General features: G+C 64.5%; 24 protein-coding genes. 17 read left to right on the top strand and 7 right to left on the bottom strand.

Features of this window, described 5'->3' with window-relative positions; translation table 11 throughout:
* Positions 1-137: 137 nt before the first annotated feature.
* The 5 genes from A5785_RS02985 to A5785_RS02970 all read left to right on the top strand — a co-directional run bounded on the left by A5785_RS02985 (position 138) and on the right by A5785_RS02970 (position 3,323).
* Positions 138-551 carry a GlcG/HbpS family heme-binding protein gene (locus A5785_RS02985; RefSeq protein ID WP_005203160.1) on the top strand — a complete coding sequence of 138 codons (414 nt, stop codon included), beginning with the start codon at positions 138-140 and terminating at the stop codon, positions 549-551.
* Positions 552-596: 45 nt separating this feature from the next.
* A complete protein-coding gene (locus A5785_RS02980) occupies positions 597-908 on the top strand; it encodes a putative quinol monooxygenase (RefSeq protein ID WP_064864493.1) in 312 nt (103 codons plus the stop codon).
* A gap of 287 nt (positions 909-1,195) precedes the next feature.
* Positions 1,196-1,702 (top strand): helix-turn-helix domain-containing protein, encoded by a 507-nt coding sequence (locus A5785_RS23995; RefSeq protein ID WP_442902835.1) that lies wholly within the window; start codon positions 1,196-1,198, stop codon positions 1,700-1,702.
* A gap of 820 nt (positions 1,703-2,522) precedes the next feature.
* Positions 2,523-2,966, top strand: coding sequence for a hypothetical protein (locus A5785_RS02975; RefSeq protein WP_231894176.1), 444 nt, complete (start codon positions 2,523-2,525; stop codon positions 2,964-2,966).
* 27 nt (positions 2,967-2,993) lie between these two features.
* Positions 2,994-3,323, top strand: a complete 330-nt coding sequence (locus A5785_RS02970) for a hypothetical protein (RefSeq protein WP_012834387.1) — start codon at positions 2,994-2,996, stop codon at positions 3,321-3,323.
* A 61-nt stretch (positions 3,324-3,384) separates the two neighbouring features.
* Here the strand turns inward: A5785_RS02970 and A5785_RS02965 are convergent, their stop codons facing one another.
* The 3 genes from A5785_RS02965 to A5785_RS02955 are packed head-to-tail and all read right to left on the bottom strand — an operon-like array spanning position 3,385 to position 5,769.
* A complete protein-coding gene (locus A5785_RS02965; RefSeq protein ID WP_005180013.1) occupies positions 3,385-3,765 on the bottom strand; it encodes a BlaI/MecI/CopY family transcriptional regulator in 381 nt (126 codons plus the stop codon).
* Positions 3,766-3,812: 47 nt separating this feature from the next.
* Positions 3,813-5,045: a sensor histidine kinase gene (locus A5785_RS02960; RefSeq protein WP_064864507.1), complete on the bottom strand. Its 1,233-nt coding sequence runs from the start codon at positions 5,043-5,045 to the stop codon at positions 3,813-3,815.
* Positions 5,035-5,769 carry a response regulator transcription factor gene (locus A5785_RS02955; RefSeq protein ID WP_055477338.1) on the bottom strand — a complete coding sequence of 245 codons (735 nt, stop codon included), beginning with the start codon at positions 5,767-5,769 and terminating at the stop codon, positions 5,035-5,037. The genes A5785_RS02960 and A5785_RS02955 overlap by 11 nt, the downstream gene beginning before the upstream one ends.
* A 243-nt stretch (positions 5,770-6,012) precedes the next feature.
* Here A5785_RS02955 and A5785_RS02950 point away from each other — a divergent pair, with 243 nt between their 5' ends.
* The 7 genes from A5785_RS02950 to A5785_RS02920 all read left to right on the top strand — a co-directional run bounded on the left by A5785_RS02950 (position 6,013) and on the right by A5785_RS02920 (position 14,705).
* Complete coding sequence (locus tag A5785_RS02950; protein WP_005180004.1) at positions 6,013-7,149, top strand: PLP-dependent cysteine synthase family protein; 1,137 nt, start codon at positions 6,013-6,015, stop codon at positions 7,147-7,149.
* 3 nt (positions 7,150-7,152) lie between these two features.
* Complete coding sequence (locus A5785_RS02945) at positions 7,153-8,421, top strand: MFS transporter (protein WP_064864488.1); 1,269 nt, start codon at positions 7,153-7,155, stop codon at positions 8,419-8,421.
* Between the two features lie 103 nt (positions 8,422-8,524).
* On the top strand, positions 8,525-8,731 hold the full coding sequence (locus A5785_RS02940; RefSeq protein ID WP_005195294.1) for a heavy-metal-associated domain-containing protein: 207 nt from the start codon (positions 8,525-8,527) through the stop codon (positions 8,729-8,731).
* 92 nt (positions 8,732-8,823) lie between these two features.
* Positions 8,824-9,783, top strand: a complete 960-nt coding sequence (locus A5785_RS02935) for a hypothetical protein (protein WP_064864505.1) — start codon at positions 8,824-8,826, stop codon at positions 9,781-9,783.
* A 61-nt stretch (positions 9,784-9,844) separates the two neighbouring features.
* A complete protein-coding gene (locus A5785_RS02930; RefSeq protein ID WP_064864486.1) occupies positions 9,845-12,202 on the top strand; it encodes a heavy metal translocating P-type ATPase in 2,358 nt (785 codons plus the stop codon).
* A complete protein-coding gene (locus A5785_RS02925) occupies positions 12,199-14,361 on the top strand; it encodes a copper-translocating P-type ATPase (RefSeq protein WP_007239617.1) in 2,163 nt (720 codons plus the stop codon). Before A5785_RS02930 ends, A5785_RS02925 begins: the two co-directional genes overlap by 4 nt.
* Positions 14,358-14,705, top strand: a complete 348-nt coding sequence (locus A5785_RS02920; protein ID WP_005195356.1) for a metal-sensitive transcriptional regulator — start codon at positions 14,358-14,360, stop codon at positions 14,703-14,705. The genes A5785_RS02925 and A5785_RS02920 overlap by 4 nt, the downstream gene beginning before the upstream one ends.
* Before the next feature lie 22 nt (positions 14,706-14,727).
* Here the strand turns inward: A5785_RS02920 and A5785_RS02915 are convergent, their stop codons facing one another.
* Positions 14,728-15,663 (bottom strand): M23 family metallopeptidase, encoded by a 936-nt coding sequence (locus tag A5785_RS02915; RefSeq protein ID WP_005179985.1) that lies wholly within the window; start codon positions 15,661-15,663, stop codon positions 14,728-14,730.
* Between the two features lie 269 nt (positions 15,664-15,932).
* Between A5785_RS02915 and A5785_RS02910 the strand changes: the two genes are divergently transcribed.
* Positions 15,933-16,586: a DUF305 domain-containing protein gene (locus A5785_RS02910; RefSeq protein WP_024499309.1), complete on the top strand. Its 654-nt coding sequence runs from the start codon at positions 15,933-15,935 to the stop codon at positions 16,584-16,586.
* A gap of 28 nt (positions 16,587-16,614) precedes the next feature.
* Here the strand turns inward: A5785_RS02910 and A5785_RS02905 are convergent, their stop codons facing one another.
* Positions 16,615-17,565 (bottom strand): M56 family metallopeptidase, encoded by a 951-nt coding sequence (locus A5785_RS02905; RefSeq protein ID WP_064864483.1) that lies wholly within the window; start codon positions 17,563-17,565, stop codon positions 16,615-16,617.
* 235 nt (positions 17,566-17,800) lie between these two features.
* Here A5785_RS02905 and A5785_RS02900 point away from each other — a divergent pair, with 235 nt between their 5' ends.
* The 3 genes from A5785_RS02900 to A5785_RS02890 all read left to right on the top strand — a co-directional run bounded on the left by A5785_RS02900 (position 17,801) and on the right by A5785_RS02890 (position 20,839).
* Positions 17,801-18,118, top strand: coding sequence for a hypothetical protein (locus tag A5785_RS02900; protein WP_039994217.1), 318 nt, complete (start codon positions 17,801-17,803; stop codon positions 18,116-18,118).
* Between the two features lie 135 nt (positions 18,119-18,253).
* Positions 18,254-19,090, top strand: coding sequence for a F510_1955 family glycosylhydrolase (locus A5785_RS02895; RefSeq protein ID WP_064864481.1), 837 nt, complete (start codon positions 18,254-18,256; stop codon positions 19,088-19,090).
* 525 nt (positions 19,091-19,615) lie between these two features.
* Positions 19,616-20,839 (top strand): IS110 family transposase, encoded by a 1,224-nt coding sequence (locus A5785_RS02890; RefSeq protein WP_064863346.1) that lies wholly within the window; start codon positions 19,616-19,618, stop codon positions 20,837-20,839.
* Positions 20,840-20,874: 35 nt separating this feature from the next.
* Here A5785_RS02890 and A5785_RS02885 read toward each other — a convergent pair whose 3' ends face one another.
* Positions 20,875-23,916: an MMPL/RND family transporter gene (locus A5785_RS02885; RefSeq protein ID WP_064863345.1), complete on the bottom strand. Its 3,042-nt coding sequence runs from the start codon at positions 23,914-23,916 to the stop codon at positions 20,875-20,877.
* An 86-nt stretch (positions 23,917-24,002) separates the two neighbouring features.
* Complete coding sequence (locus A5785_RS02880; RefSeq protein WP_064863344.1) at positions 24,003-24,611, bottom strand: TetR/AcrR family transcriptional regulator; 609 nt, start codon at positions 24,609-24,611, stop codon at positions 24,003-24,005.
* Between the two features lie 115 nt (positions 24,612-24,726).
* Between A5785_RS02880 and A5785_RS02875 the strand changes: the two genes are divergently transcribed.
* A complete protein-coding gene (locus A5785_RS02875; RefSeq protein WP_064863343.1) occupies positions 24,727-25,203 on the top strand; it encodes a PaaI family thioesterase in 477 nt (158 codons plus the stop codon).
* Positions 25,204-25,635 lie beyond the last annotated feature (432 nt).

The following is a 25,635-nucleotide window of genomic DNA, read 5'->3' as shown; positions in this document are numbered from 1 at the left end:
CGGACGTGATGCCCACCTGTCCGGAACCGTGGCGGAAGCGCTCGGCGAAAACACCGGCATGACGTCGAACTTAAGCGAGACAGCCCTAGCCCATCGGTCGACGCGATTGGCATTTGGCACCCAACCAGGAGGTACTCATGACCATCAGGCTCGAATCCGTATCGCTCGAGGACGCTCAGCGCGTGATCGCCGCCGCTCAGGCTAAGGCGGAAGAGATCGGGTCGCCGAGCAACATTGCGGTGGTCGACGCGGGTGCTAACTTAGTTTCCCACATTCGCATGGACAACGCGTGGGTGGGCAGCGTCGACATCTCGATCAACAAGGCCTTTACGGCGCGCGCCTTCGACATCGCCACCAAGGACCTGGCCGAAAATGCTCAGCCCGGCGAACAGTTCTACGGCATCCAGGGCTCGAACCATGGCAGGGTCATGGTCTTCGCTGGCGGCATCCCGCTGCGCCGCGACGGCCTGGTCGTCGGCGCGGTAGGAGTGAGCGGGGGTAGCGGCGAGCAGGATCAGACGGTCGCCGAGGCAGCTGTAGCGGCGTTCTAATCCATCCCAGAGAACGCAAAACCGAGCAAAGGATAGATCTCCAAGATGGCAACAACAAAGGTCAGCAAAGCGCTTCTGGTGCGCCTCGAAGCACTGCCCGGCAGGGAGGACGAAGTCCGCGACTTCTTGAACCAGGGGCTGTCAATCGTAGAGGGTGAGCCCAAGACCGTCCGGTGGTTCGCGATACAATTCGGACCCTCGTCGTTCGGGATCTTTGACGCATTTCCCGACGACGACGGGCGCCAGGCGCACCTGTCGGGTGAGGTCGCGAAAGCGCTCGGTGAGAAAACGGGTGAGCTCTTCGAGGAGCCCGTGATCGAGCAGCTCGATGTCGTCGCGGAGAAGCAGCCCGCATAGAGCAAGCGGCCGCCCGCGGCGGCCACACAACACCGAGCGGCTGCACTCATCGCTCGGTTACTGCCCGCCCCATTGAGTACGAGACGCGCTACCGTAAAACAGCCACCCCCCGAGATGGAGGTGGCTAAACGAGGGGCAGGTTCAGGTGGTCAGCGCAACAGCCTGACTGTTGAGGCTGGTGTGGCGTGGAAGTTTGTGGAGGGTTTTGGGAGGCGATTGATGCTGGGGGGTCGGTAACGGAGGCTTCGCGCGCTGTGGGGGTGTCGCCGTATACCGGGTACGGGTGGATGCATGCGGCCGGTCGGGCGTTGCCGTCTGGGCGTGGTCAGGGTCGACCGAAGTCGGTGCGGACCCGCGAGGTGTTCTGGGCGGGCCTGCGGGAAGGATTGACTGTCGCGGCTTCGGCCCGAGCAGCTGGCGTGTCGAAAAGGGCCGGTCAGGACTGGTTCAAGCAGGCTGGTGGGGTGCGTCCTGTGACAATCAACCCGCAACTCGAAGCAGCGGTCGACCACGGTGTAGGACTACTGTCCTGGACGGACAGGTGCCGGATCGAGGATCTCGTTACCGCCCACTACCGTCCGGCGCAGATCGCCCGGTTGATGGGTCGGGCGCGTTCGACGATCAGCCGGGAGTTGGCTCGCGGAACACCGACCGATCGACCTGGCCGGTATCGGGCGCTGGTGGCCCAGAACCGGACTGATGCCGCCCGTCGACGGCCCAAACAGCGCAAATTGGTGGCCGGGACCCGGCTCGTCGGTCGCGTCACGACTTCGCGTGATCCAGTCCGCAGGTGAGACATCAGTACAGAAGCTCAACATGCCACGACTATGCGCCGGACCGGGTTGCCGGAGCCACCCATTTACACAACGCCAGGCGTCTCATCTGATGCATCATTGATTCATCCAGTGCATCAGCGATGCCAATCTGCAGGTCATCGGGTTGTATTCCGTAACAAGGCGGCCCGGCCTCAAGCGCTCGGCATCGCGTCGCAACTGGGTCGCCTTCTCGAATGCCGCTGGGGAACAATGGTGTTCGTGAGCGCGGTCAGGTCCAGGAGGAGTGGCGAGGCGATGCATCTGATGCAATATGCAGTGGTTTACTTGACATAATTAACATTATCGGCGAAACATGTTGCCGCGCTGCATGATTCGTCACCAGTGACGAAACGATGCGCCACAGTTGTTGCCCGAGCGCTCCGGGCAGTTCGTCGGCGTAGGTGGGCGCGCCGTCGATGCTGTCGGAGGCCGCGGCTGCTGCGTCGGCGGGCAGATTGTCGGGAAGGGAGGACTCGATGCTGCTGCGATAGGCCGCTGTTCCGACGCTGCCGAGGACTGCGACCCCGAGCGAGCGGCCCAGGGTTCCTCGCCTCGGGAGGCCTCGGTCCATCCATGGGGTAGAGCTGCTCCCCCTCCGCTCAGCGTCCTCCGGCTCATCTGAACTACTATTTGGAATAGTTTCAAGATGGCTGTTGGAGGTGCGGTGATCGCAAGCGTTGTGGCCCAAGGGGCACTCTTGGGGCTGTTCGGTGCGGTCGTAGCGTGTGGTGTCGCCGCTGCCCGTCGGCCGGGTCGAGGTGGGGAGGCTTGGCGGGCGCTCGTTTCGAGTGCGCTTGCTGTGAGTGCGGCCGGCGGCGTGATGGTGGTTGCTCCCCAGGGCTTTTTCGCGGCGGCGATCGTGTTGGCGCTGCTCTGTGTTGGGGCGTTCATGCTGTTTTCTGCTCGTCTGCACGGCGCGTCGTTGGCGGTGATGGTGGACTCGCTCGTGTGGATGGCCTCGGCGATGTGGGTGTTCATCGTGTTCGCCGCCACGGGCGGGCCGATCGAGGGTGGTGTGGTGCCTGCTGATCCGATTGCCGAACTGGCGTTGAGGGCCGAGCTCAATCGACCCCCGAGGTGGGTCCGTACTGGCAGTGTGATCGCGATTTTCGGTCTGGTGGCCGCGATAGTCTTCCGCCTGGCCCGGCCGGCCTCCTGTGGTGATTGCTTCGAGACCCTCGTTCCCGGCGCCCACGCCCGATGGCCACAAAATACGAAGGTGGTTAGTAGAAGTGGGGTGTGATGGGGGTGTGCGGGGAGGTGGTGAGGCATGACTGACGGTGTCGCGGTGCGGCGTGCGGGTCGGTTCGGCCCGCGCGGTCCTGCCCGTACGATCTCCCGTGCGGTGGGTCTTGCTGTGGTGATGTTTGAGGCGGTGGCCGCGTTCTGGCTGGTGATGCTGCTCCGAACGTCGGATCTCGTGCCATCCGACCCCCGCTCAGGAGTCGGGCGCGGTGATCCGGTTGAGCTGCGGGTGCTGACCGCTGTGGATGTGCACGACTGGGTGTCGGCTCTGAGTGCTGCGGCCTTCGCTGCGGGTGTGGCCGGTGCGCTGGTGGCGCGTCTACTCCCAGCAGTCAAGGGGCGCGCGATCGGTTGAGTAGTCGGGCCTGGGCCTCGCCGGAGGCGCCGGGGTTTCCCTTGTCGGAGGGTTTTGTGCCTTAGGCTTTGGTGCCGCCGCCGCGGGTGTGGCGAGGTTTGAGGGTGAGGTATTCGCTGAGCACTTCACGCTCGGCGGGTGTCACGGTCTGGGCGAAGTGCATCAGTACTGCCGCGGAGTCCCCGCTGGCGTCGAGGACTTGACGCAAGGTGCGTGAGGTGGCCTCTTCACGGGTCTGCATGGGGAAGTACCGGTAGGCGCGGCTGACTTTTTCTCGACCGACGAACCCTTTTTTGTGCAGGTTGGTGACGACGGTGAGCACTGTGGTGTAGGCCGGTTCGCGGTCGTGGAGTTCCTCGACTAGGTCGTGCACCGACATCGCCGCACCGGCTGACCACAGCACGTCCATCACTGCGCGTTCCAGTGAACCCAGCCCAGTCATTTTCACCCACCATCTCTAGATGCGGGTCAATCTTACGACGGACTACCTCAGTTAGTAGCTTGGTCCCGTTGGAGCGCATCGGCAGCGCCGCGACGCGGGCGGTGTTTGAAGGCCACGGAGAATTCGGTTCCAGGGGTGCTGCGGTGGATGTGACGTCGGGTGGTGGTCGGCAACGTGATGGTGAAGGTGGCTCCGTGTCCGGCTCCCAGGCTTTCGGCGAGCAAGGTGCCCCCATGGTCTTCGACGATAGAGCGGGCGATGGTGAGGCCGATTCCGCTGCCGCCGGCGTCTCTGGTGCGTGAGGAGTCGGTGCGGTAGAAGCGGTCGAAGATGTGTGGAAGGTGTTGAGGGGGAATGCCGTCACCGCAGTCGACGACGCTGATGCGCACCGCGTGTGCCGGGGCGGTGTCGGCTTTCACTACGACTCGCTGGCCCGGGGAGCTGTGTCGCAGCGCGTTGGTGAGCAGATTGAGCAGTACTTGGCTCATTCGTTCGGCGTCGACATCGATGTGTACGCGCGCGGCGGTGGTGACGATGCCTAGCGTGACTTTGGCGTCGGTGAACAGGTCGGCGGCTTCTTCGTAGGTCGCGATGAGCAGTTCGTTGACAGTGATCGTCGCCGGGTGGAGGGGCATCTGATGCTCGTCGGCGCTGGATACGGTCGCGATGTCCTCGGCGAGACGCTGCAGGCGGGTGGTGGCGGTGCGCACGACGTCAAAGGTCTGTGAGTCGGGAGCCCGGATTCCGTCTTCGATGGCGTCGGTGATCGCGCCGATGGTGGTCAGTGGGGTGCGCAGTTCGTGGGCAAGGTCTGACAGCATCCGCTTACGGATGTCGTCTTGTGAATCCAGCCGTTGTGCAAGTTGGTTGATAGCTCGGCTGAGCTGGGTGAACTCGGTGCCGAGCTGGCGATCGGGAACACGGGTGCGGTAGTTGCCGGCGCCAATAGCCACGGCTGAGCGGGCGACACTGGCGACTGACTGTTGTACGCGGCGAGCCAGGAACCAGCTGACGGCCGTGGCCAGGATCGTCGAGGTGATCAATGCGGCAGACATTGAGACGACGATCGAGGAAGTGAACGCGGCTTCGACATGGTCGGCCTGAACTGACCCTGGCTCGAGGCGAGCTTGGCCGAGGTGGTCGTGGAAGGTGTGTGGAGCCACGAATAGTGCCACGATCGCGACGCTGATGCCGCCGCCGGCGATGACGATAGCTTGAGCGAGCATGAGCCGGGAGCCGAAGCTGCCGGGGATACGTAACCGTCGACGTTCATCGTTCATCGCTGGCTCCTCGAGGTTGGCCGTCACCCATCCGGTAGCCCACTCCGCGAACGGTGCGGATGAATCGGCCGGCTACGGCGCTGTCACCGAGTTTGCGGCGCAGACTGGCGACATGGACTTCGACGACGTGGGCATCGCCGACCCAGTCGGGTCCCCAGATTTCGGTGAGCAGTTGCTCTCGACTGAACACAACACCGGGCCGCCGCGTGAGCGCTTCGAGAACGTCGAACTCAGTCCGAGTCAGCTCCACGGGTGTGCTCTGCACCTGGACTTCACGACCCTGAGGGTCGAGGGTGAGCTCCCCTATCGTCCGCGGGTGCGACTCGCCGGTTGGGGTCGGCCGTGGTCGGCGCAGCATGGCGTCGATGCGCGCCATCAGCTCACGAGGGCGAAATGGTTTCGTGAGGTAGTCATCGGCCCCCACCGACAGGCCAACGACTGTGTCGACTTCGTCCGCGCGGGCCGTGACCATCACGATGTAGGCGTTGGTGAAGGTGCGCAACTGTCGACAGACCTCGACGCCATCGAGTGACGGCAAGCCCAGGTCGAGGATGACTACTGCCGGACTCGCCGTGCGTGCGGCGGCGACTCCCTCCTGGCCGTCGGGCGCAACGGTGACCGTGAATCCGCTGCGCTGCAGGTAGTCAGCAACGACTTCGGCAATGTCGGGCTCATCTTCGATCACCAGGGCGTGCAGACCGTGCGGTGGTCGGACCACCGGCATATGGAGGTCGTCGACGACGTTGCGATCTTGGGGCACGCTCCTATGGTGGCGGTGGTCTACACGATCATCCAACCTCGTGGGCATTCTTGAGCAGATCTTGATCCACGCTGCCGATCAGCCTTGAGGTTCGGTGGGCAAGGTGGCGGTGTCGCCGGGTGGAACGTTACGACACAGTTCCCTCTCACACTGATGATCTGATTTCTGCCCGGCGGCGTCCTGTTCAACAACGCAGAGGATGCCCGTGTGACTGTCTCCTACAGCCTCACCACCAGTGATCCATTCGCCAGTACCTTCCCCGCCGAAGCCGCGTCGCCCCGTGCTGGGCTGAGTCGTCAGCTGGTGGGCGGCACCCCGGTGTTGCGCATCGAGGAACCCTTCGCCGAGCACGGGCGCGGCTTCTGGGCCAAGCTGGAAGGCTTCAACCCCGGTGGTATGAAAGACCGGCCTGCGCTGCACATGGTGGAACGCGCCCGCGCCCGTGAAGAGCTGGCCCCGGGGGCGCGGATCATCGAATCAACTAGTGGGACACTGGGATTAGGCCTGGCTTTAGCGGGCATCGTGTTCGGGCATCCGGTGACCTTGGTGACCGATCCAGGACTGGAACCGATCTTGCGGCAGATGCTCGCCGCATACGGCGCCCAGGTCGATGTCGTCAGCGATCCCCATCCGGTCGGGGGTTGGCAACAAGCCCGCCGCGACCGCGTGCGCACCCTGCTCGAGCGCGACGAGGCTGCGTGGTGTCCCGACCAGTATTCCAACCCCGACAACGTGACCGGTTACAGCTCGTTGGGTGTGGAGTTGATCGCGCAGCTGCGACATATCGATGTGCTGGTGTGCTCGGTGGGCACCGGTGGGCACTCAGCCGGTGTGGCTCATACTCTGCGGCAGTTCAACCCTGAGCTGGAGGTTGTGGGCGTAGACACCATTGGCTCGACGATTTTCGGCCAGCCGGCACAGTCACGGATTATGCGGGGACTCGGCTCGAGTATCTACCCCCGTAACGTTGCCTATGACCAGTTCAGTGAGGTGCACTGGGTGGCGCCGGCCGAGGCAGTCTGGGCATGTCGCACCCTGGCCGCCACGCATTACGCCACCGGCGGCTGGAGCGTGGGCGCGGTGGCCCTGGTCTCGGGCTGGCTGGCGCGTACTCGTTCGGCCGATACGCGCATCGCGGCGGTGTTCCCCGATGGCCCCGCTCGCTACTACGGAACCATTTACAACGATGAGTACTGCCGCGCTCACGACCTGATCGGCGCCCCGGCGCCGCCCACTGAACCCCGCACCATCAGCGATCCGCTCACTCAGGTCGCGAGCAGCTGGACGCGGTGCCCTACCATCATCGACCCCACTTGCGTGCCGCACGCCGAGCCCACGAGCTGATCTATGCGACGCCTCTACCGCAGTTTCCGCAGCTTCGATCGCCCCAGCCAAGTGCTGATGGTCAATCAGTTCACCATCAATCTCGGCTTCTACATGCTCATGCCCTACCTCGCCGCCTACCTCGCCGGCCCGCTGGCCCTGGCCGCATGGGCAGTGGGCCTGGTCCTGGGGGTACGCAACTTCTCCCAACAGGGCATGTTCCTGATCGGGGGAACACTCGCTGACCGCTGGGGTTACAAACCGCTCATCATCGCCGGATGCCTGATGAGGGTCATCGGATTCGTCCTACTGGCCCTGGTCAGTTCGCTGCCGGCGATCCTGATCGCCTCGGCGGCAACGGGATTCGCCGGGGCGCTGTTCAACCCCGCCGTACGGGCCTACCTGGCCGCCGACGCCGGTGAGCGCCGCATCGAAGCATTCGCCGTGTTCAACGTGTTCTACCAGGCCGGGATCCTGCTCGGGCCGCTGGTCGGACTAGCCCTGACCGCCCTGGACTTCCGGCTCACCTCTCTCTGTGCGGCAGCAGTTTTCGCGGTCCTGACCCTCGTGCAGATCAAAGCGCTACCCGCAACAACACCGGCGCCGAGCAGCACCTCAATCATTCAGGACTGGCGCAGCGTCGTCCGTAACCGGCGATTCCTGCTGTTCGCTGCGGCGATGGCCAGCTCTTACGTGCTGTCCTTCCAGGTCTACCTCGCCCTGCCCCTACATGCCGACCGCATAGCAGACAACCCCACCCTCGCCACCAGTGTTGTCACCGCAATGTTCGTGGTGACCGGTCTGGTGGCCATCGCCGGCCAGCTACGCATCACCACATGGTTCGGCAACCGCTGGGGCAGCACCGGCAGCCTGAGCGTGGGAATGACGCTGATGGCTGCAGCTTTCCTGCCCCTAGTCGCCAGCACCGCAACGCATCAGCGCAACATCGCCCTCAACATCGCCGCCCTGCTACTCACCGCAGCTCTGCTCGCCGCCGCCACCGCAGCAGTGTTCCCATTCGAAATGGACACGGTGGTGGGACTGGCCCGCGGCACGCTTGTCGCCACCCACTACGGGCTCTACAACACCATCGTCGGGATCGGGATTCTGCTCGGCAACGCCGCGACCGGGTGGCTGTTCAGCGCGGCCACCACCCGCGACATGCCCGAACTGGTGTGGATCGCTCTAGTCCTCACCGGCATGGCGGCGGCGTCTGCCCTGTTGCTGTTGCACCGCCGCGGATGGCTCAGTGTCGCCGCCCCCACCGAAGCTCAGCCCACCGCAACCCATTGATTACCCTAGGGGGGTAAGGTATAACGGTGGTGTGGCGAGACGCCACAGCGACAGACCCCCTGAGGGTCGTTGGCACCACTGCTGTACCGAAAGGGCACATCTCATGAGCACATCGACAGTGATCGTCTCCGGAATGACGTGTGGGCACTGCGCGGCGTCGGTGCGTGAAGAAGTCGGCGCACTGGCCGGCGTAACTGACGTCGACGTCGACGTGGCCAGCGGGCGAGTCACCATCTCTAGCTCGGCCCCGATCGAGGCCGACGCGATCCGCGGCGCGATCGAAGAGGCCGGCTACCACCTGGCGCAGTAGCCGACGAGGGGCTGAAGTGTCTGCCCCACTGGCGACTTCAGCCTCTCCCGGGCGGCGTGGGTGTCGCCACCACCGATGACAGGAATCCAGCGATGAATGTTCCAACCAAGCTCGGCGTCTTCGCCGCGGCCCTGCTGATAGTTTTCGCTGCGGCGTACGCCATCGCCGCTGGTGTCGCTCCCGACAGGGCGTCGACCTCCCCGGCTGAGTCCGCCCATGCCGATCACAATGCTGCACCACAGTCGCGAACATCCGCCTCGTCTCCGGGGGCCGATCAGGTTCGCGGAGTTTCGATGGCAGCAGCCGGCTTCATCCTGGGGAATGTGGTGGCACCCCATGCGTCCGGGGTGCAGGCTCCATTGAGCTTTGAGATCCTCGATGCCGCCGGGACCGCGGTCACCGACTTCGCCACCGAGCACGACAAGCAGCTGCACCTGATCGTCGTCCGCGCGGATGGCACCCACTTCCGACACGTGCACCCAACCCTCTCGCCCGAAGGGCGCTGGACGCTGCCCTGGCAGTGGGCGACGGGAGGCAGCTACCGGATCTACGCCGACTTCGTGCCCGCCGCCACCGGCCAACCCCTCACCCTCACCAGCACCGTCGAAGTCAGCGGTGACTACCAGCCGGCCCCACCCACCGCCGAATCACGACAGTCATCCGTCGACGGGTTCGACATCGAGCTGGCCGGTCATCTGCGCGCGGGCGCCGAGTGCGAACTGACCGTCACCGTGCGCCGAGCAGGACAACCGGTTACCACCCTGCAGCCGTATCTGGGCGCTTTCGGTCACTTGGTGGCCCTGCGTCAAGGCGACCTGGCCTACCTGCATGTTCACCCTGAGGGCGTGGCACCGACCGCCGGTCAACTAGCGGGACCACAGGTCCGCTTCGCCACCACCGCCCCCACCCCGGGCCGCTATCTGCTCTACCTCGACTTCCAGGTCGACGGCGCTGTGCAAACCGCCACCTTCGTTCTCGATGCCCCCACCGGCACCCCTGCCCCGACACCTGACTCCACGGCCCCCTCGGCCGATCCGCACGCCGGACACTAACTCGCTGACCAGCGCCACCCGGGGCATTGCGCCGAGGCATTCACCCACGAGGAACTCCCCCATGACCACCTCAGCTCCGATCCACCCACCTGCGGCCACCGCCGAGCAGACAGGCGCCGTCGATGTCGAACTCGCCGTGTCGGGCATGACGTGTGCATCGTGCGCGGCACGCATCGAACGCACACTGAACAAACTCGACGGAGTGAGCGCCTCGGTGAACTACGCCACCGAAAAAGCTCACGTCAGCGCACCCGCCGGTGTCGACCCACACCTGCTGATCGAGACCATCGAACAGGCCGGATACCACGCTGCGCTGCCCGCCACTCCCACCAAAGGTGCCGCCCCCGACGATGACCCTTCGGACGACGACGGGGAGCTCGTGGCCTTGCGTCACCGACTGATCGGTGCGGTGGTTCTCTCGGTACCGGTGATCGCGCTGGCAATGGTCCCGGCGTTGCAGTTCACCTACTGGCAGTGGGCGTCGTTGACGTTGGCCGCGCCAGTGATCGTGTGGGCGGCATGGCCGTTTCATCGCGCCGCGTTGCTCAACCTGCGCCACGGTGCGGCCACCATGGACACCCTCATCTCGGTCGGCACCACCGCGGCGCTGTTGTGGTCGTTGTATGCGTTGTTCTTCGGCACCGCCGGACAACCAGGCATGACCCACGGATTCACCCTGACGGTCAGCGCTTCTGACGGTGCAGGCAACATCTACCTTGAGGTAGCCGCGGGGGTCACGATGTTCGTCCTGGCCGGCCGATACTTCGAGAAGCGGTCCAAACGGCGCGCCGGTGCGGCGTTGCGGGCCTTGTTGGAGCTGGGCGCCAAAGACGTCACAGTGATCAGGGACGGCCACCAGCATCGGATCCCGATCGGCGAGCTCGCCATTGACGACGAGTTCAATGTGCGCCCCGGCGAGAAGATCGCCAGCGACGGTGTGGTGGTGTCCGGCACCTCGGCAGTCGATGCCAGCATGGTCACCGGCGAGTCGATGCCAGTCCAGGTCGCCCCCGCCGACACCGTGACCGGCGGAACGGTCAACGCCGGCGGGCACCTGCGGGTGCGGGCGACCCGCGTGGGAGCGGACACCCAACTCGCGCAAATGGCCGCGATGGTCGAACGCGCCCAGACCGGCAAAGCCCACGCCCAGCGACTGGCCGACCGGATCTCAAGTGTCTTCGTGCCGGTGGTCATCGCCGTCGCCATCGCTGTCCTCGGCGCGTGGATCGGCGCCGGCTATCCCCTGCAAGCGGCGTTCACCGCCGCGGTCGCTGTGCTGATCATCGCCTGCCCCTGCGCTCTGGGACTGGCCACCCCGACCGCACTTCTGGTCGGTACCGGCCGCGGAGCCCAACTCGGCATCGTGATCAAAGGCCCCGAAGTCCTGGAATCCACCCGAACCGTCGACACCGTTGTCCTCGACAAAACCGGCACGGTCACCACGGGACAGATGACACTCGTCCAGGTCACCACTGCTCCCTCCACCACTCGCGAAGACGTGCTCGCCCTCGCGGGGGCGGTGGAGAATGCCTCCGAGCACCCCGTCGCGGCCGCCATCGCTGCTGGTGCAGCCGCCGAAGTCGGGCCGCTCGACGAGGTCGACGACTTCCGCAACTTCGAAGGTCGAGGCGTGCGCGGTCTGGTCCAGGGACGTGTGGTCACCGTCGGGCGTCCGACGCTGCTGGCCGAACACGGCATCGCCGTGGATGACCCTCACCTCAACGAGGCGCAGACCGCCGCCGAAGAAGCCGGACAGACCGCCGTACTCGTCGCCTGGGACGGCCGCGCCCATGCGGTCCTGGCGGTCGCCGATGCGATCAAACCCACCAGCGCACACGCCATCGCCCGGCTCGCCGCACTGGGTATGACGCCCATCCTGTTGACCGGCGACAACCAGACCGTCGCCGATGCCGTGGCCGCTGAGGTCGGTATCGACACCGTCATCGCTAACGTCTTGCCGGCCGACAAAGCCGCCGTCATCACCGACCTGCAATCCGACGGCAAGGTTGTGGCCATGATCGGCGACGGCGTCAACGACGCCGCTGCCCTGGCCCACGCCGATCTCGGGCTGGCGATGGGCACCGGCACCGACGCCGCCATGCATGCCGCTGACATCACCCTGGTCCGCGGCGACCTCAACGCTGCCGCCGACGCGATCGCCTTGGCACGCACCACTCTGAAAACGATCAAAATGAACCTGTTCTGGGCATTCGCCTACAACGTCGCCGCGATACCGCTGGCCGCGCTGGGACTGCTCAACCCCATGCTGGCTGGGGCCGCCATGGCGTTGTCCAGCGTGTTCGTCGTCAGCAACAGCCTGCGGCTGCGCGCCTTCACCAGCCCGCCCCACTCATCGTCCACAGTTCCACCCACCAACCCCTCGACGTATACCCCTCAGGGGTATAAGGTAGCGGCATGAACGAGCACTCTTCCCCTGAGCACGTCGGTCACGACGCCGCCGATGAACGCCACCACGGCCAACTCGCCGCAGCGTCACACAACCACCACGATCACCATGCTGAGCGCGCCCGCGCAGACCATGATCACGCTGGGCATGGGGGGCATGGTGATCACGTCGGGCAGTTCCGGCGGCTGTTCTGGATCATGCTGGCCCTGGCTGTGCCGGTCGTGGCCTTTTCGCCCATGTTCGCGATGCTCATCGGCTATGACCTACCCGATGGTGAAGTGTTGAAGTGGGTCTCACCGGTGCTGGGTACGGTGATGTACTGCTGGGGTGGGCGGCCGTTCCTGGTAGGCGCCTATTCAGAACTGCGGTCGCGTGCACCGGGAATGATGCTGTTGATCGCCTTGGCGATCACGGTGGCCTTCGTGGCGTCCTGGGGTGCGAGCATCGGTGTGTTGCATCACGAACTGGACTTCTGGTGGGAACTGGCGCTGCTCATCGTGATCATGCTGTTGGGGCATTGGATCGAGATGCGGTCGCTGGCCCAGACGACCTCGGCCCTGGACTCGCTGGCCGCGCTGTTGCCCGATGAGGCCGAACGCGTCGATGGCGACCAGATCACCACGGTTGCTCCCAGTGAGCTGCAGGTCGGAGATGTGGTGATCGTGCGCCCGGGGGCCAGCGTGCCGGCCGACGGTCGCGTCGTAGACGGCTCGGCCGAGCTCGATGAATCCATGGTCACCGGAGAATCGCGCACGGTGCGCCGCGGCATCGGCGATCAGGTGGTGGCCGGCACGGTGGCCACCGACTCGGGGCTGCGGGTCCAGATCACCGCCACCGGCGATGACACGGCGCTGGCCGGGATTCAGCGCCTGGTGGCAGACGCGCAGAACTCCACCTCCCGCGCCCAGCGGCTGGCCGATTCCGCTGCAGCGCTGCTGTTCTGGTTCGCGCTCGGCTCAGCGATCATCACCGCCATCGTGTGGACGGTCATCGGCCAACCCGACCAGGCGGTGATTCGAACCATCACCGTGCTGGTCATCGCCTGCCCGCACGCACTTGGCTTGGCTATCCCCCTGGTGGTGGCCATTGCCACCGAACGCGCCGCCCGCGGCGGCGTGCTGGTTAAAGACCGGTTGGCACTTGAGGCCATGCGCACTGTGGATGCGGTGCTGTTCGACAAGACCGGAACCCTGACCAAGGGTGAGCCCACGGTCATCGAGATCGCGGCCGCCGACGGCGTCGATGAGGACACCGTGCTCGCCCTGGCCGCCAGCGCCGAAGCCGACAGTGAGCACCCGTTGGCGCGAGCGATTGTCGCAGCTGCCGGAGACCGCGCGCGGCCGGTGCCGGCGGCCACCGACTTCACCTCGTCACCGGCGGTCGGTGTGACCGCTCGCGTCGAGGGCGCCACAGTGCGGGTGGGCGGGCCCCGCATGCTCGAGGAACAGGGCCATCAGGAACTGGCCATCGCTGATCGCTGGCGCGCCGACGGCGCAATCATCCTGCATGTCACCCGCGACACTGAGCTGATTGGAGCTCTCAAACTTGCTGATGAGGTGCGCGGGGAATCCCGCCAAGCCGTCGAGGTGCTGCACGCCCGCGGGGTCGAGGTTGTGATGATTACCGGCGACGCCGAAGCAGTGGCGCACACCGTCGCTCACGACCTCGGTATCGATCGGGTGTTCGCCGGTGTACGGCCGGAAGACAAAGCCAGCAAGGTGGCCGAACTGCAGCACGAAGGCCGCAAGGTGGCGATGGTGGGCGACGGCGTCAACGACGCCCCCGCCCTGGCCCAGGCCGATGTGGGCATCGCGATCGGGGCCGGCACCGACGTCGCGATCGCCTCGGCCGGGGTCATCCTCGCCAGCGACGACCCCCGCTCGGTGCTGTCGGTCATCGAGCTGTCGGACGCCAGCTACCGAAAAATGAAGCAGAACCTGTGGTGGGCAGCGGGATACAACCTGATCTCTGTACCGCTGGCCGCCGGAATTCTCGCGCCCATCGGGTTCGTCCTGCCGATGTCGGTCGGAGCGATTCTGATGTCAGCCTCGACGGTCGTGGTCGCACTCAACGCGCAACTGTTACGCCGACTCGACCTGCAGCCAGGCGCGAGTACAGTGCGTGGACTGCAGCACAACCGGCCGAGATCCATTGAGAAGGTGAGTCCATGACCGCTGCGTCCGCACCGGGACAATCCTCCACCCCGGAAGAATCCTCTGCCTCGGAACACTCTTCCCACGGTTACATCAGCGATAAGGGCAAATACCTGGCCCGTCTCAAGCGCATCGAGGGGCAATCCCGAGGTATCTATCGGATGGTCGATGAGGAGCAGTACTGCATCGACATCCTGACCCAGATTTCGGCGCTGACCAAGGCGCTGGAGGGGGTCGCGCTGGGTTTGCTCGACGACCATCTCACCCACTGTGTGCTCGATGCCGCCCACGCCGGCGGGGACGAGGCGCAGGAGAAGATCGCTGAAGCCTCGGCGGCCATCGCTCGCCTCGTTCGTTCCTGAGCCACCCACCACGCCGGGTTCGTCACAGGCGTGGTTCGCCGACCCACTGCGGCACCACCGGCCCCGGCGCGCGGGCGTCTGCATCAGCGGCCATCGCCAGAACCACCCCGCGATCGGCCAGCCACTGTGCCGGATCGACGTTGACTCCCGTCGGGTCGAGAACCTCGAAATGCAGATGCGGGCCGGTCGAGACCCCACGGTTGCCCACTGTGGCGATCGATTGGCCCATCCGTACTCGCGCGCCCTGCTCGAGCAGATTCTCGTCGTTGTGGCCGTAGGTGGTGATCGTGCCGTCATCGTGCCGGATCCGCATCCACAACCCGAACCCCTCGGCAGGTCCGGAGGTGATGACCTCCCCGTCAGCTACCGCGACAATGGGCGCGCCCAGATCATTGCCGATATCAATGCCCTGATGGCCCCGTCCGTCACCGAAGGTGGACGTGATCTCGCCCGCAGTCGGCGCCACCGCACCGCCACTACCGGGCAGCAGCGGTGTCGGCGTTCCGGGTTCCTGCGGCTGGGGGCCATGCGGCTCGTTCGGATCGTGCGGCACGATTGCGGCGATCAGGGTGGCTACCAGCCGAGCCAGCGGTAACGCGTCGATGATCCGGAACCCGTCTATCGGATCAATGAGCGAAAACGTGCCGAAGCACTGCAGTGCGGCTGCACTGCCCGCATCGCCGACGCTGCCCGACTGGGCCTGAGCGCCCAGGCAGGACGCCGTCTGCGTGATCGGCTTCCCCAAATTCGCCGCCGCGGCACCACCCAAAGCGGCCTTCACCGAGTCCTGCACGATCGCGATCAGCTCCCCGGCCACATGTCCATCGGTCGAGGCCGCCGCCGGTGCGGTGGCAATCACAGGCGCAACGCCCACGCACACCGCCGCTGCCACCCCCAGCGCTTTGGGGCCCCACTGCTGCCCCGCCTTGACCCGTAGCGATGTCAACACCATCTGCATGCGGTCGGACCTTTCCCGCGGACGTCGTAGACCCACGCACGAGTGCCATGCGTGTACCCGCGAGATCACACCACAAGTCACTTGTGCCCCACCAGTCACACGCGGCTCCACTACGAAGCGAACTAATCAGGCATTAGCGGCTTTGTTTGCGCAGTTCACCGCCCGTTTTGTGGGTGCCGGGCAGGCGACTAACTACTATCGGTGTTAGTAGAATTGTTATCGAAGCGCTGCCGGGCGGTAGCGAAGTATCACTCTTGAGGAGGAGATCGATGAGAGTCACACGAACCGGTGTCGTCGTTGCTGCCGCGGCGGCTGTTCTGACAGTGGTGGCCGCGTGTTCGGACACCTCGACTGAGGATCATTCCTCGATGTCGGGGATGGGTACCAGCACGGTCAGTACCGAATCGTCAGCGGCGGCCTCTGCCGAACACAACAGCGCGGACATCTCGTTCGCCCAGCAGATGATCCCGCACCACACCCAGGCGATCATGATGAGCGACATCCTGTTGGAGAAGGACAACATCAACCCCCAGGTCGTCAGTCTGGCCCAGCAGATCAAAGACGCTCAGCAGCCCGAGATCGAGCAGATGCAGTCGTGGCTGAAGCAATGGGGAGCCCCACTCGAGGGCCAGGGACACAACATGGACATGGGTACGTCGATGGCGCCGGGTTCCTCCCCGATGCCGTCGATGATGGGCATGATGTCGCCAGAACAGATGCAGCAGCTACGCGACGCGCAAGGAGCCGAGGCGTCGCGCCTGTTCCTGACGCAGATGATCGAACACCATCGCGGCGCCATCGCCATGGCCAAGACCGAGATTCAAGACGGCCAATCGCCCGAGGCGATCGCTCTGGCACGTCAGATCGTCACTGATCAGGAGAGCGAAATCGCGAGGATGCAGCAGCTTCTCAACAACCCCTAGCGGTCGGACCTGCCCGGGTCGGTCTCGGCTACACACACATCGCGATCACCATCGCCGAGACGACACCGGACACCGCCAGCGTGGTCGGCACCGCCACCACACCAGCCACCGCCGCGGCAGCACCCACATGATGACGTCGCGACCGGCACCGGTGACCGGAGTCCAAGCGGCTCAACCGAGGCCCCACCGACGACGAATCGCTGATCGACAACACACCCACCGGGCCCGCTACAGGTCCCGAACGGGCCAACGTTCCCAACGCCGAGCAGACCGCCCACGCACCCACCAGCTGGGCCGCGCGGGCATCGGCGGCTTGCTCGACCAAGCCGGCGACCTCACGGCCCGCGCGGCTGAACAACGGAATCAGCGGGAACGCACGCCCGAGAGCGCGGGCCGCCAACACCACGGTGTGATGACGTTGCCGCCGGTGTGCGCGCTCATGAGCAACGACGGCATCGAGTTCCTCACCGGACAACGCCGCCTGCAACCCGGTCGTGGCGGCAATGCCGGCATCCTTGCCCGGCAGACAAAACGCCATCGGCCGCCCGTCGGCGAGCCACCACACATCGGGATAACGCTCACTGCGGGCGCCCACCAACCGCAACGACTGAAGATACTCCTCACGAGCACCACGCATCCGCACCGCCGATCGCACCGCGATCGTCACCGCTCGGACAATCGCTGCCACGGTCACCACCGCCAGCACGCCACCAGAGATCGCTTCCACCCGCGGGGATGCGCCGTGTGACAACACCCGCAGACACGACACCACCTCAGACAACGAATGGATGCCGAAATGACCGGGAACCGCCAGCGTCACAACAGCTCCCACCCACAACAACGCAAACACGACCTGCGCGGCCGGCCAGGCCACCAACACCCAACGAGCATCGATACGGCCCTGCACCCGGACCATCCATCGAGGCCACAGCCAGCCCAGCACACCTGCGGCAACAACTAACACCACCGCTGCACTCATGGATGCTCACCCATCGTTCGCCTCGATCCTCGACGCCCGCCGTCGTGCTCGCTGAGACCCACGCTCAATACACCTTCCCGGCGGTCCGCCACCTGCACCACCAGCCAGTATGCCCCAGGGGCTCGTCCGTGACGCCGCAACTCCAGCACCCACCGCGCCGCCAATTACTAGGCTCTATAGTAGTTAGATGACGCGGGTTGACCCAGCCTGCGCGTACTAGTTCGAGGGATGCGCTGTGACCGAGAACCCGAGGGGGACGCACTCGCCCCCGGACGACCACCGTCGTCAGTATCTGCATGCCATGCGCGACGTCTACCGGGCACCCACGCCATACTCGGCCCACCAGTTCTTCCACCGCGCCCATCACCTCAGCGTCACCTCGAACCGACGCCGCCACCTCGCCGCACACATCGGTCTCGTCCGCCACCTCGCTGCGATCGGCGACCTCGCCGGGGCGCGTCACCACCTCGGTACCGTCCTTGCCTCCCTCGTCCTCCAAAGACATTGCGGCCAACAACCTTCGCAGGCTTCCATCCCCATCCAGAAGTCGTGACCACGACCACGACGCCCCAGAGGGCCAGGGTGGCTCTCTACCGACCCTCTATCCCGGTCTCGCCGCCACACCGAGCACACCATCCAGCGCCGCCACCACCGAACACGGCCCTATCCACACGAAAGTCCTAGCCGCTTGCCTGCCTCGAGCCTGTCCATCCGCACTGTTGCGGTCGTAGTCATCGCCACGCTGACTGTGCTGACCGGTTGTGCCACCCAGGAACAACCCACATCTCTACCACCGCCGGCAATCTCAGCAGAGACAGCCACAACACTGACCCCAGAACTCGACCACCTCCACGCCCTGCACATCCGCGCCGACGGCACCATCCTGGCCGGAACTCACACCGGCGTAGTCGCTCTCACCGCTGACGGAACCACCAGCCGGGTCGGCGCCTCCGACAACGACTTCATGGGACTGACCGGGGTACCCGGCTCTGACCGGCTCTTCGCCTCCGGCCATCCAGGTCCAACGAGCTCGGCACCCAACCCGCTGGGACTCGTCGCCAGCGAAGATGGCTGGCAGACATGGACACCGAGATCGGTGGCCGGCCAAATCGACTTCCACGCGCTCGCCACCAACGGACAACTACTCGTAGGCTTCGACGGAATCAACCGCCTGCTCGTATCGACCGACGACGGGACAAGCTGGACCACCGGCGCGTCCCTGGCCGCAGCAGCACTCACGATCACCGACCACGGCGTCTGGGCGACCACCCCTGCAGGGCTGCAACACAGCACCGACGACGCCCAGACCTTCACAATCGTCCCCGATGCGCCAGCCCTAGCCCTCCTGGCGGCCGCACCCGATGGCACGCTCTGGGGCATTGACACCGCCAACACCGTCTGGCGCAGCCCAGACGGCACACACTGGGAACAACGCAGCACCATCAGCAGTGTCACCGCGCTGGTCGCCAGAGACGCCGAAACTGCATACGCCGCAAATGGGCAATCGCTATACACGCTCAGCTAACGGACTCGTGGGGAGCAACGAAGGAAGGAGGCGACTGAGATCCGGAAGAGCGTTTTAGATCTCACCCACTCCTCGCGACAACCGCTAGGTTGCCCGGGCACCCCCTCTGTCAGATCGCCATGGGCGGGGACGGCCATCGAAGGCCCCGCCATTCGGCTGTCCTGGTAGCCGCAGTGATGACGTAACGTAGTTATCGGCGAAAAATGTTGCGTCGCATGTGATTCGTCACCCTGCTGGCGGATATTCTGCGCTGCCGCGACACCACGCCCTCCCGGACCCGCGTCGCTCCCGCACAATCACCTTTACGTTGGAGTACGTCCGGGGCGGTTGCCTCGGACGCTTGTCCGCGGTTCGGGGCGTGGCTCGACAATCACCTGTCGTCGCTGGTGGCTTGGCGTGGAAGGTCACCCCGGATCGTGACGGGTCGTTTCGGCCGCTGATTGAGATGTGTTCGCGAACTTGTCGCTGTGTAAAGGTGTGCCGGCGAAACCACCCTGACGAGCCAACCGCACACGGAAGGGTAGTATGGACGAAAAGGTTTGGGTAGGAATCGATGTCGGTCGGCATGCGCACCACGCCGCCGCGGTCGACGAGACGGGAACAGTGCTGTGGTCTCGGCGGCTTCCCAACGATCAGCCTGCTATCGAAGCGCTGGTGGACCGGGTCGCTGGTGTCGAGACGGTGGTGTGGGCGATCGACATGACCGCGCCGGAGTCGGCATTGTTGCGGGGTGTGCTGGCTGTACGGCGCCAGCACACCCGATATGTGCCCGGTCGTGTCGTTCACAGCATGACCGGTGCGTTTGCCGGCGAAGGCAAGACCGATGCCCGCGACGCGGTCGTGATCGCCCAGACGGCCCGCCTACGTGGCGATCTCACGACGATCTCGGTGCCCGACGATGTCGCGATCGAACTTGACCTGCTGACCGGCCAGCGCAGCGACCTCATCACCGAACGTACGCGCGGAATCAACCGCCTACGCGGCCTGCTGACTCGCATCTTCCCTGGTCTGGAACGATGTTTCGACTACTCGACACTGACCGGTCTGGCGTTCCTCACCCGCTTCGCCACGCCATCTGCGATCGCTGCGGTCTCAGACGACGAGATCTACGACCACCTCCGCGGGCACGGCGTCCGCCGACCGACCATTCCGAAGATGATCAACAAGGCGCGCGCCGCGGCTGCCTCGCAGACGATAGCCCTGCCTGGCGAGGCGACCACAGCACTGCTGGTGCGACAGGCGGCGGCCTCCCTGATGGCGCTTACTCGCCAGATCGCCGAGCTGGACAAGCAGATCACCGAAGTGTTCCGCCGACACCCTCACGCGCAGATTCTCGAATCCGTACCTGGCATCGGCGCCCGAAGCGGCGCCGAGCTCATCGCGATCACCGGTGGCGACCTCGCCTCGTTCGGCTCAGCCGCCAAACTCGCCGCCTACGCTGGACTTGCTCCGGTACCGCACGACTCCGGAAATCGGCGTGGAAACGTGCGTAGACCCCAGCGCTACCATCGAGGTCTGCGAAAGGTGTTCTACATGGCAGCACTCAACAGCTCGCAACGCGACGGGCCCTCTCGCGAGTTCTACCAGCGCAAACGATGCGAGGGGCGCTCGCATGTCCATGCCCTCATCGCTCTCGCAAGACGTCTGGTTGACGTGGTCTGGGCACTGATCCGCGACGGTAGGGTGTGGTTGCTGCGCCCGACCGTCGAGCGGGTGTCAGTCGATGAGGTAGGCGCGATGGCTGGATGACTGGCTGAGCCGGTCAGATCCGGTACGTGTGCGTACTAGCGGGACGCTGGATGCGTGGCGGTTCGGGTACTCGGCCACCAGCTTGCTCTGCCGACAAGTGTGGCGATGGTCGGCACAACGATGGTGCGAACGATGAAGGTGTCGAGCAGCAGGCCGATGCCGATGATGAGTCCGACCTGGGTCATGATCGAGATGGTGCCGGCCATGAGTCCGAACATGCTGGCAGCGAAGATGAGTCCGGCCGAGGTGATGACTGATCCGGTGTTGGTGACGGTTCGCAGGACGCCGATGCGGATGTTGTTTTGGGATTCTTCGCGTAGGCGAGAGATAAGAAGCATGTTGTAGTCGGCGCCGACCGCGACGAGGACTATGAAGGCCAGTAGTGGTACGGGCCAGGCGATATCGGTTTTGAGAATGTGTTGAAAGATCAGGACTCCGATACCCAGTGCCGCGGTGTAGTTGAGAATGACGGTGCCCAGAAGGTATAGCGGCGCGATGAGTGCTCGGAGTAGGAGGATCAGGATCAGACCGACGATGGTGAGGGTGGCCAACGCTAGGAGTCGAAAGTCCTCGGTGAGTAGACGTTTCAGATCGGCGTTGATGGCGGGGAACCCGGCTATCGCGATGGTGGAGTCCTGCAGGGTTGTGTTCGGTCTGGCGGCGTGTGCGACAGCGGTAATGGTGTCGGCCAGTTGCATGGCCTCGGTGCTGTAGGGGTCGAAGCTGGTCTGTATTGCGTAGCGCACGGTATGGCCGTCGGGCGAGACGAACTGGCGAGCGACGTCGACGAAACGGCGGTCTGCGTTGGCCTGAGGTGGGAGGTAGAAGCCGGTTGCTGAGTCTGTTCCGGCGGTCTCACGGGCGGAGGTTTGTAGCTGTGTGGCTAGCGCGGCCATCCCGGCGAGTTGTTGAAGGTTGCTGTCGATCAGCGCGGACACACCGGCGGCCAGTTGGCGTGATCCCGCCGCGAGTTGACTGATACCTGTTTGCAGTTGGGTGAGCTTGCCGGGAAGGTCTTGGCTATTGATGCTTCCCAGCGTGGATCCCAGGGAGTTGACGGTGGAAGTGAGTTGGTCGGTGACTGTTGCGATCGGTGTATCCAGCTGCGCGAGTTGTGTTGACAGCGTAGTGATCTGGTCGAGGGTCCCGTTACTCAGTACGGCGTCGAGATTGCGGGTCTGCGCGCGCAGAGCTGCGCACTGCGGGACTTGGGTGCACCAGGGCGCATTATCGAGGATGGGCAGGATCGAGGTCACTGTTGCCAGGGCTGCAGATGTTTGGCGGGTGAGGGCGGCCAGCTGTGGGGCATTCTGAGAAGCGCGATCGAGCGCTGGTGCGGAGGCGGCGAGTTGGCGTAGTAGTGGCTGGTACTGCTGAATCTGCTGCTCGGCTGTGCTTGCCTGATCGAGGATGCCGACCAGGGGGGCCAAGTTGGTGCGTACCTGGGTGTCGAGCTGAGTAAGCCCGTCAGCGAGTTGGAATGCGCCTGTACGGAGCTGTTCGAGGTCACCTCGGCGGTCCTGGCCATCGTCGACCGCACCCGCCAACCGGTTCCCGATCTGGCCGTTCTGCCAGGACAACTCGGCTTGCTCGAGCTTGTCCCCGGTGGGACGGGTAACGCCGATGACTCGAGTCACTCCTGGGATCTGGGATACACGTGAGGCCATTTGCTCAAGATCGGCCAGCCCGCTGGCAGTACGGAGATCGACCGGCGCATCTACAACGAGGAACTCGGTGATAGTGACGTCCTGAGGGAAATGACGGTCGAGCAACGCGTAGCCTTCGTTGCTGTCGGTTGTCTCGGGTTGCCCCTCACGATCGTCGAAGGTGATCTGGATGCCCATCGCGAAGCCGCTGAGCACGACCAGCCCGACCAAGGTCAGTGCCAGCAGCGGCACAGGACGCCGCACGACGAGCACGGCGACGCGATTCCAGTACTTCCGCGTCAGATCTCGTCTGGGTGCGCCCCAGCCGAATCGCGCCGCCCACAGCAACACCGGAGGTAGCAGGCTGACCGTGGCGAGGAATCCGATGAGGATTGCGATAGCGCATGCCGGACCCAAGGTGGAGAACACGCTCAGCTGACCAAAGACCATCGCCAAAAAGGCCAGCGCCACCGTGGCAGCTGAAGCCAGGATGACCCGTCCAATGGTTGCTGTCGCGTCCACGAGCGCAACCTCAGTGGTGGCGTCCTGACGCAGCCGTTCGTGATAGCGACTGATGAAGAAGACAGAGTAGTCAACCCCGGCTCCGAGCAGAATGACGGTCATGAACGCGACGGTGAACTGCGACACCGGCATACCGAGCTCGCCGAGCGCGGACAAGACCCCGCGGCCCACGCCGAGGCTGACACCGATCACCAACAACGGCACCAGCGCAGTGAACAGCGATCGGTAAACGATCAACAGAATGATCGCGATAAGCGCCACCGTCGCCACAGTGATCACGACCAAATCGCTTTCAGCACTAACGATCTGATCACCGAAAGTGGCCGTCGGCCCGGTGACGTGAACAGTGGTGCCCGTACCCTCAAACACCCGCTGCGCGGTTTGGCGCACGGTCTCCACAGCATGCGTGGCCGTTGGCCCCCCCAAGGTTCCGGTGACCCCGACAGGCAGGTACCAGGCTTGCCCGTCCTCACTCAAGGCTTGGCCGGCCGTCGTCGGATCGGAGAGCAAATCCCGCACCGACTGCACATCGTCGAAATTCTCGCGTAACTGCAGAACGAGCATGTCGTAGCGCTCCCGCGCCACGTCGGTGAACCCACGCGGGTTCTCCATGGTCACGAAAACAGTGGTCTTGGCGCCCTTCTCACCGAACGCACCACCCATCTGATCGAGTGCTTGAAACGATGGAACCCCAGCAGGGATCGGATCAACAGACTGCTGCCGCACCACCGTCTCCAACTGGGGAAACAGTATCGCCAAGACGACACCCACAGCCACCCACGCCCCGATGACAAGAGATCTGTGCGCCAAGGTGAACCGCGCCAACCGCCCCAACGTCGCGCTGTACTCGCTGCGTTCCACCAACCGGCGCGCCGTCAAGCGCCCACCACTTGGACGTTGGACCACCATACGCAGTACCTCACCCTCGACCCAGGCCGCTTCTGAAACCGGCGGTAGCGTTACGGTACTAGCGGTAGCGTAGATGGGGAAGGAGGTTAGGAGGTTTGGTGCCGCCGGTGGGCCGTGAGGAAGTCGTCGACAAGCTGTTCGAGATCGCCGACTGCCATCGAACGAATGCCCGTGAGCTTGGCAAAGACCAGCGGGCCGGCGAGCTGGGTGACTGCCATGGTCAAATCGAAGTTGTCGAGCTCAGCCGTGGCCACGTCACTCGTCAACACTCGATCGAATGGCTCTCGATACTGCTCGACGACTCGACGACGCAGTGGCGCGAGCGCGTTCTGATCCCCGTCGGGTTGCTCGGGAAGCATTGCCAACCATGCCAGCGTCGTCATCTGTAACGGTGCCTGATCGATAAGTTCAGCCTGCCGGTGCATCAGCTTCAGCAGGTCATCGCGGATCGACGTCGTCGTCGCGGGGGTCTCGGCCTGGGGCAACAACCGCTCGAAGGCAGCCGCCACCAGATCTGTGGAGCTCTCGAAGTGACGATACAAGGTGGTGCGAGCAACACGAGACAGTCGAGTGACCGCCTCCACGGTAACGGCTTCGACCCCGCCACTGTTCAGTAAGGTCACCGCAGCGTCCAACAAACGCTGACGCGACCGAACCCGCCTCGGGTCAACATCGTCGGAATCGATGGTTTCCACCCTGGCCACTCCCTATGAACCAATAATCAAGAACCTCTGACTGCACAACAATACCGTCGGTAACAGAGCGAAACTGCCGGTGGCGGTACCGATTGAAGGCTCAGGAAGGTCACTGATGAGTGGCGACAAGCAACTACCAGCACACGCACCATGGTGCATGGGATGCGGCGAAGATAACCCCAATGGCCTGCACCTCGAGGTATACCTGCACGGCGACCACGTCTATGCCGACCTGCAATTCGACGAGCGCCACTCAGGAGCCCCGGGACTCGCCCACGGCGGAGCCATCTCAGCGGCATGCGACGACATCATGGGTTTCACCCTGTGGATCGCCGAAACACCCGCAGTCACCCGAACCCTCACCGTGGAGTATCGACGCCCGGTCCCACTGCACACCCCCGTGCACATCACCGCCTCCCTCGTCGACGAAACCGACCGCGCGCTCTTCATCGAAGCCAACGGTACCGTCGGCGACACAACCTATTTCGCCGCAGAAGCGGTCTTCGTAAAGGTCGATCTGAGCCATTTTCGTCATCACGGAGACTCGGGCGCCACAGCAGACCTCATCACCCGATTCTTCCAGGCCGACTAGCGACCGCTAGGCACGCCAGCAAACAGAAGAGTCGCCCCAAAACCATCAGCTGTCTGATCCTTGCGCACCCGCATTGAGATCCCCGACTGCGGGGTCACGTCGACATCGGTCACTGACCGGCAACCACGCACCGTCCAGCAGTTGATGAGGTGTCCGGACTCCGCTGCGCTCCACCCGGCCATGGGCGCGGATACCCGCACCCAACGAGCGGCTACGCCGCACCCATTTCCGCTCCGCGGATTGCTTTGGACCTTCCATCATCGAACCTCCCTCGTCGCACGCAAGGGCCGCAAAAAACTAGTTCGCCCCAAGGGGTTACAGGCCTCCGGCCCGAACAACTTTTCCGCTGTGAACACCCTTGCCCACTCCCACGGTCGGCTACGAGACGGCAGGTACCAAAGCAATCCACCAGACCCAACGCCCCCAGGAGAC

The sequence above is a fragment of the Gordonia sp. 852002-50395_SCH5434458 genome (assembly GCF_001665905.1).
Lineage (GTDB): Bacteria > Actinomycetota > Actinomycetes > Mycobacteriales > Mycobacteriaceae > Gordonia > Gordonia jacobaea.
The sequence above is the reverse complement of the archived record's forward strand: the minus strand, read 5'-3'. Positions and strand labels throughout refer to the sequence as shown.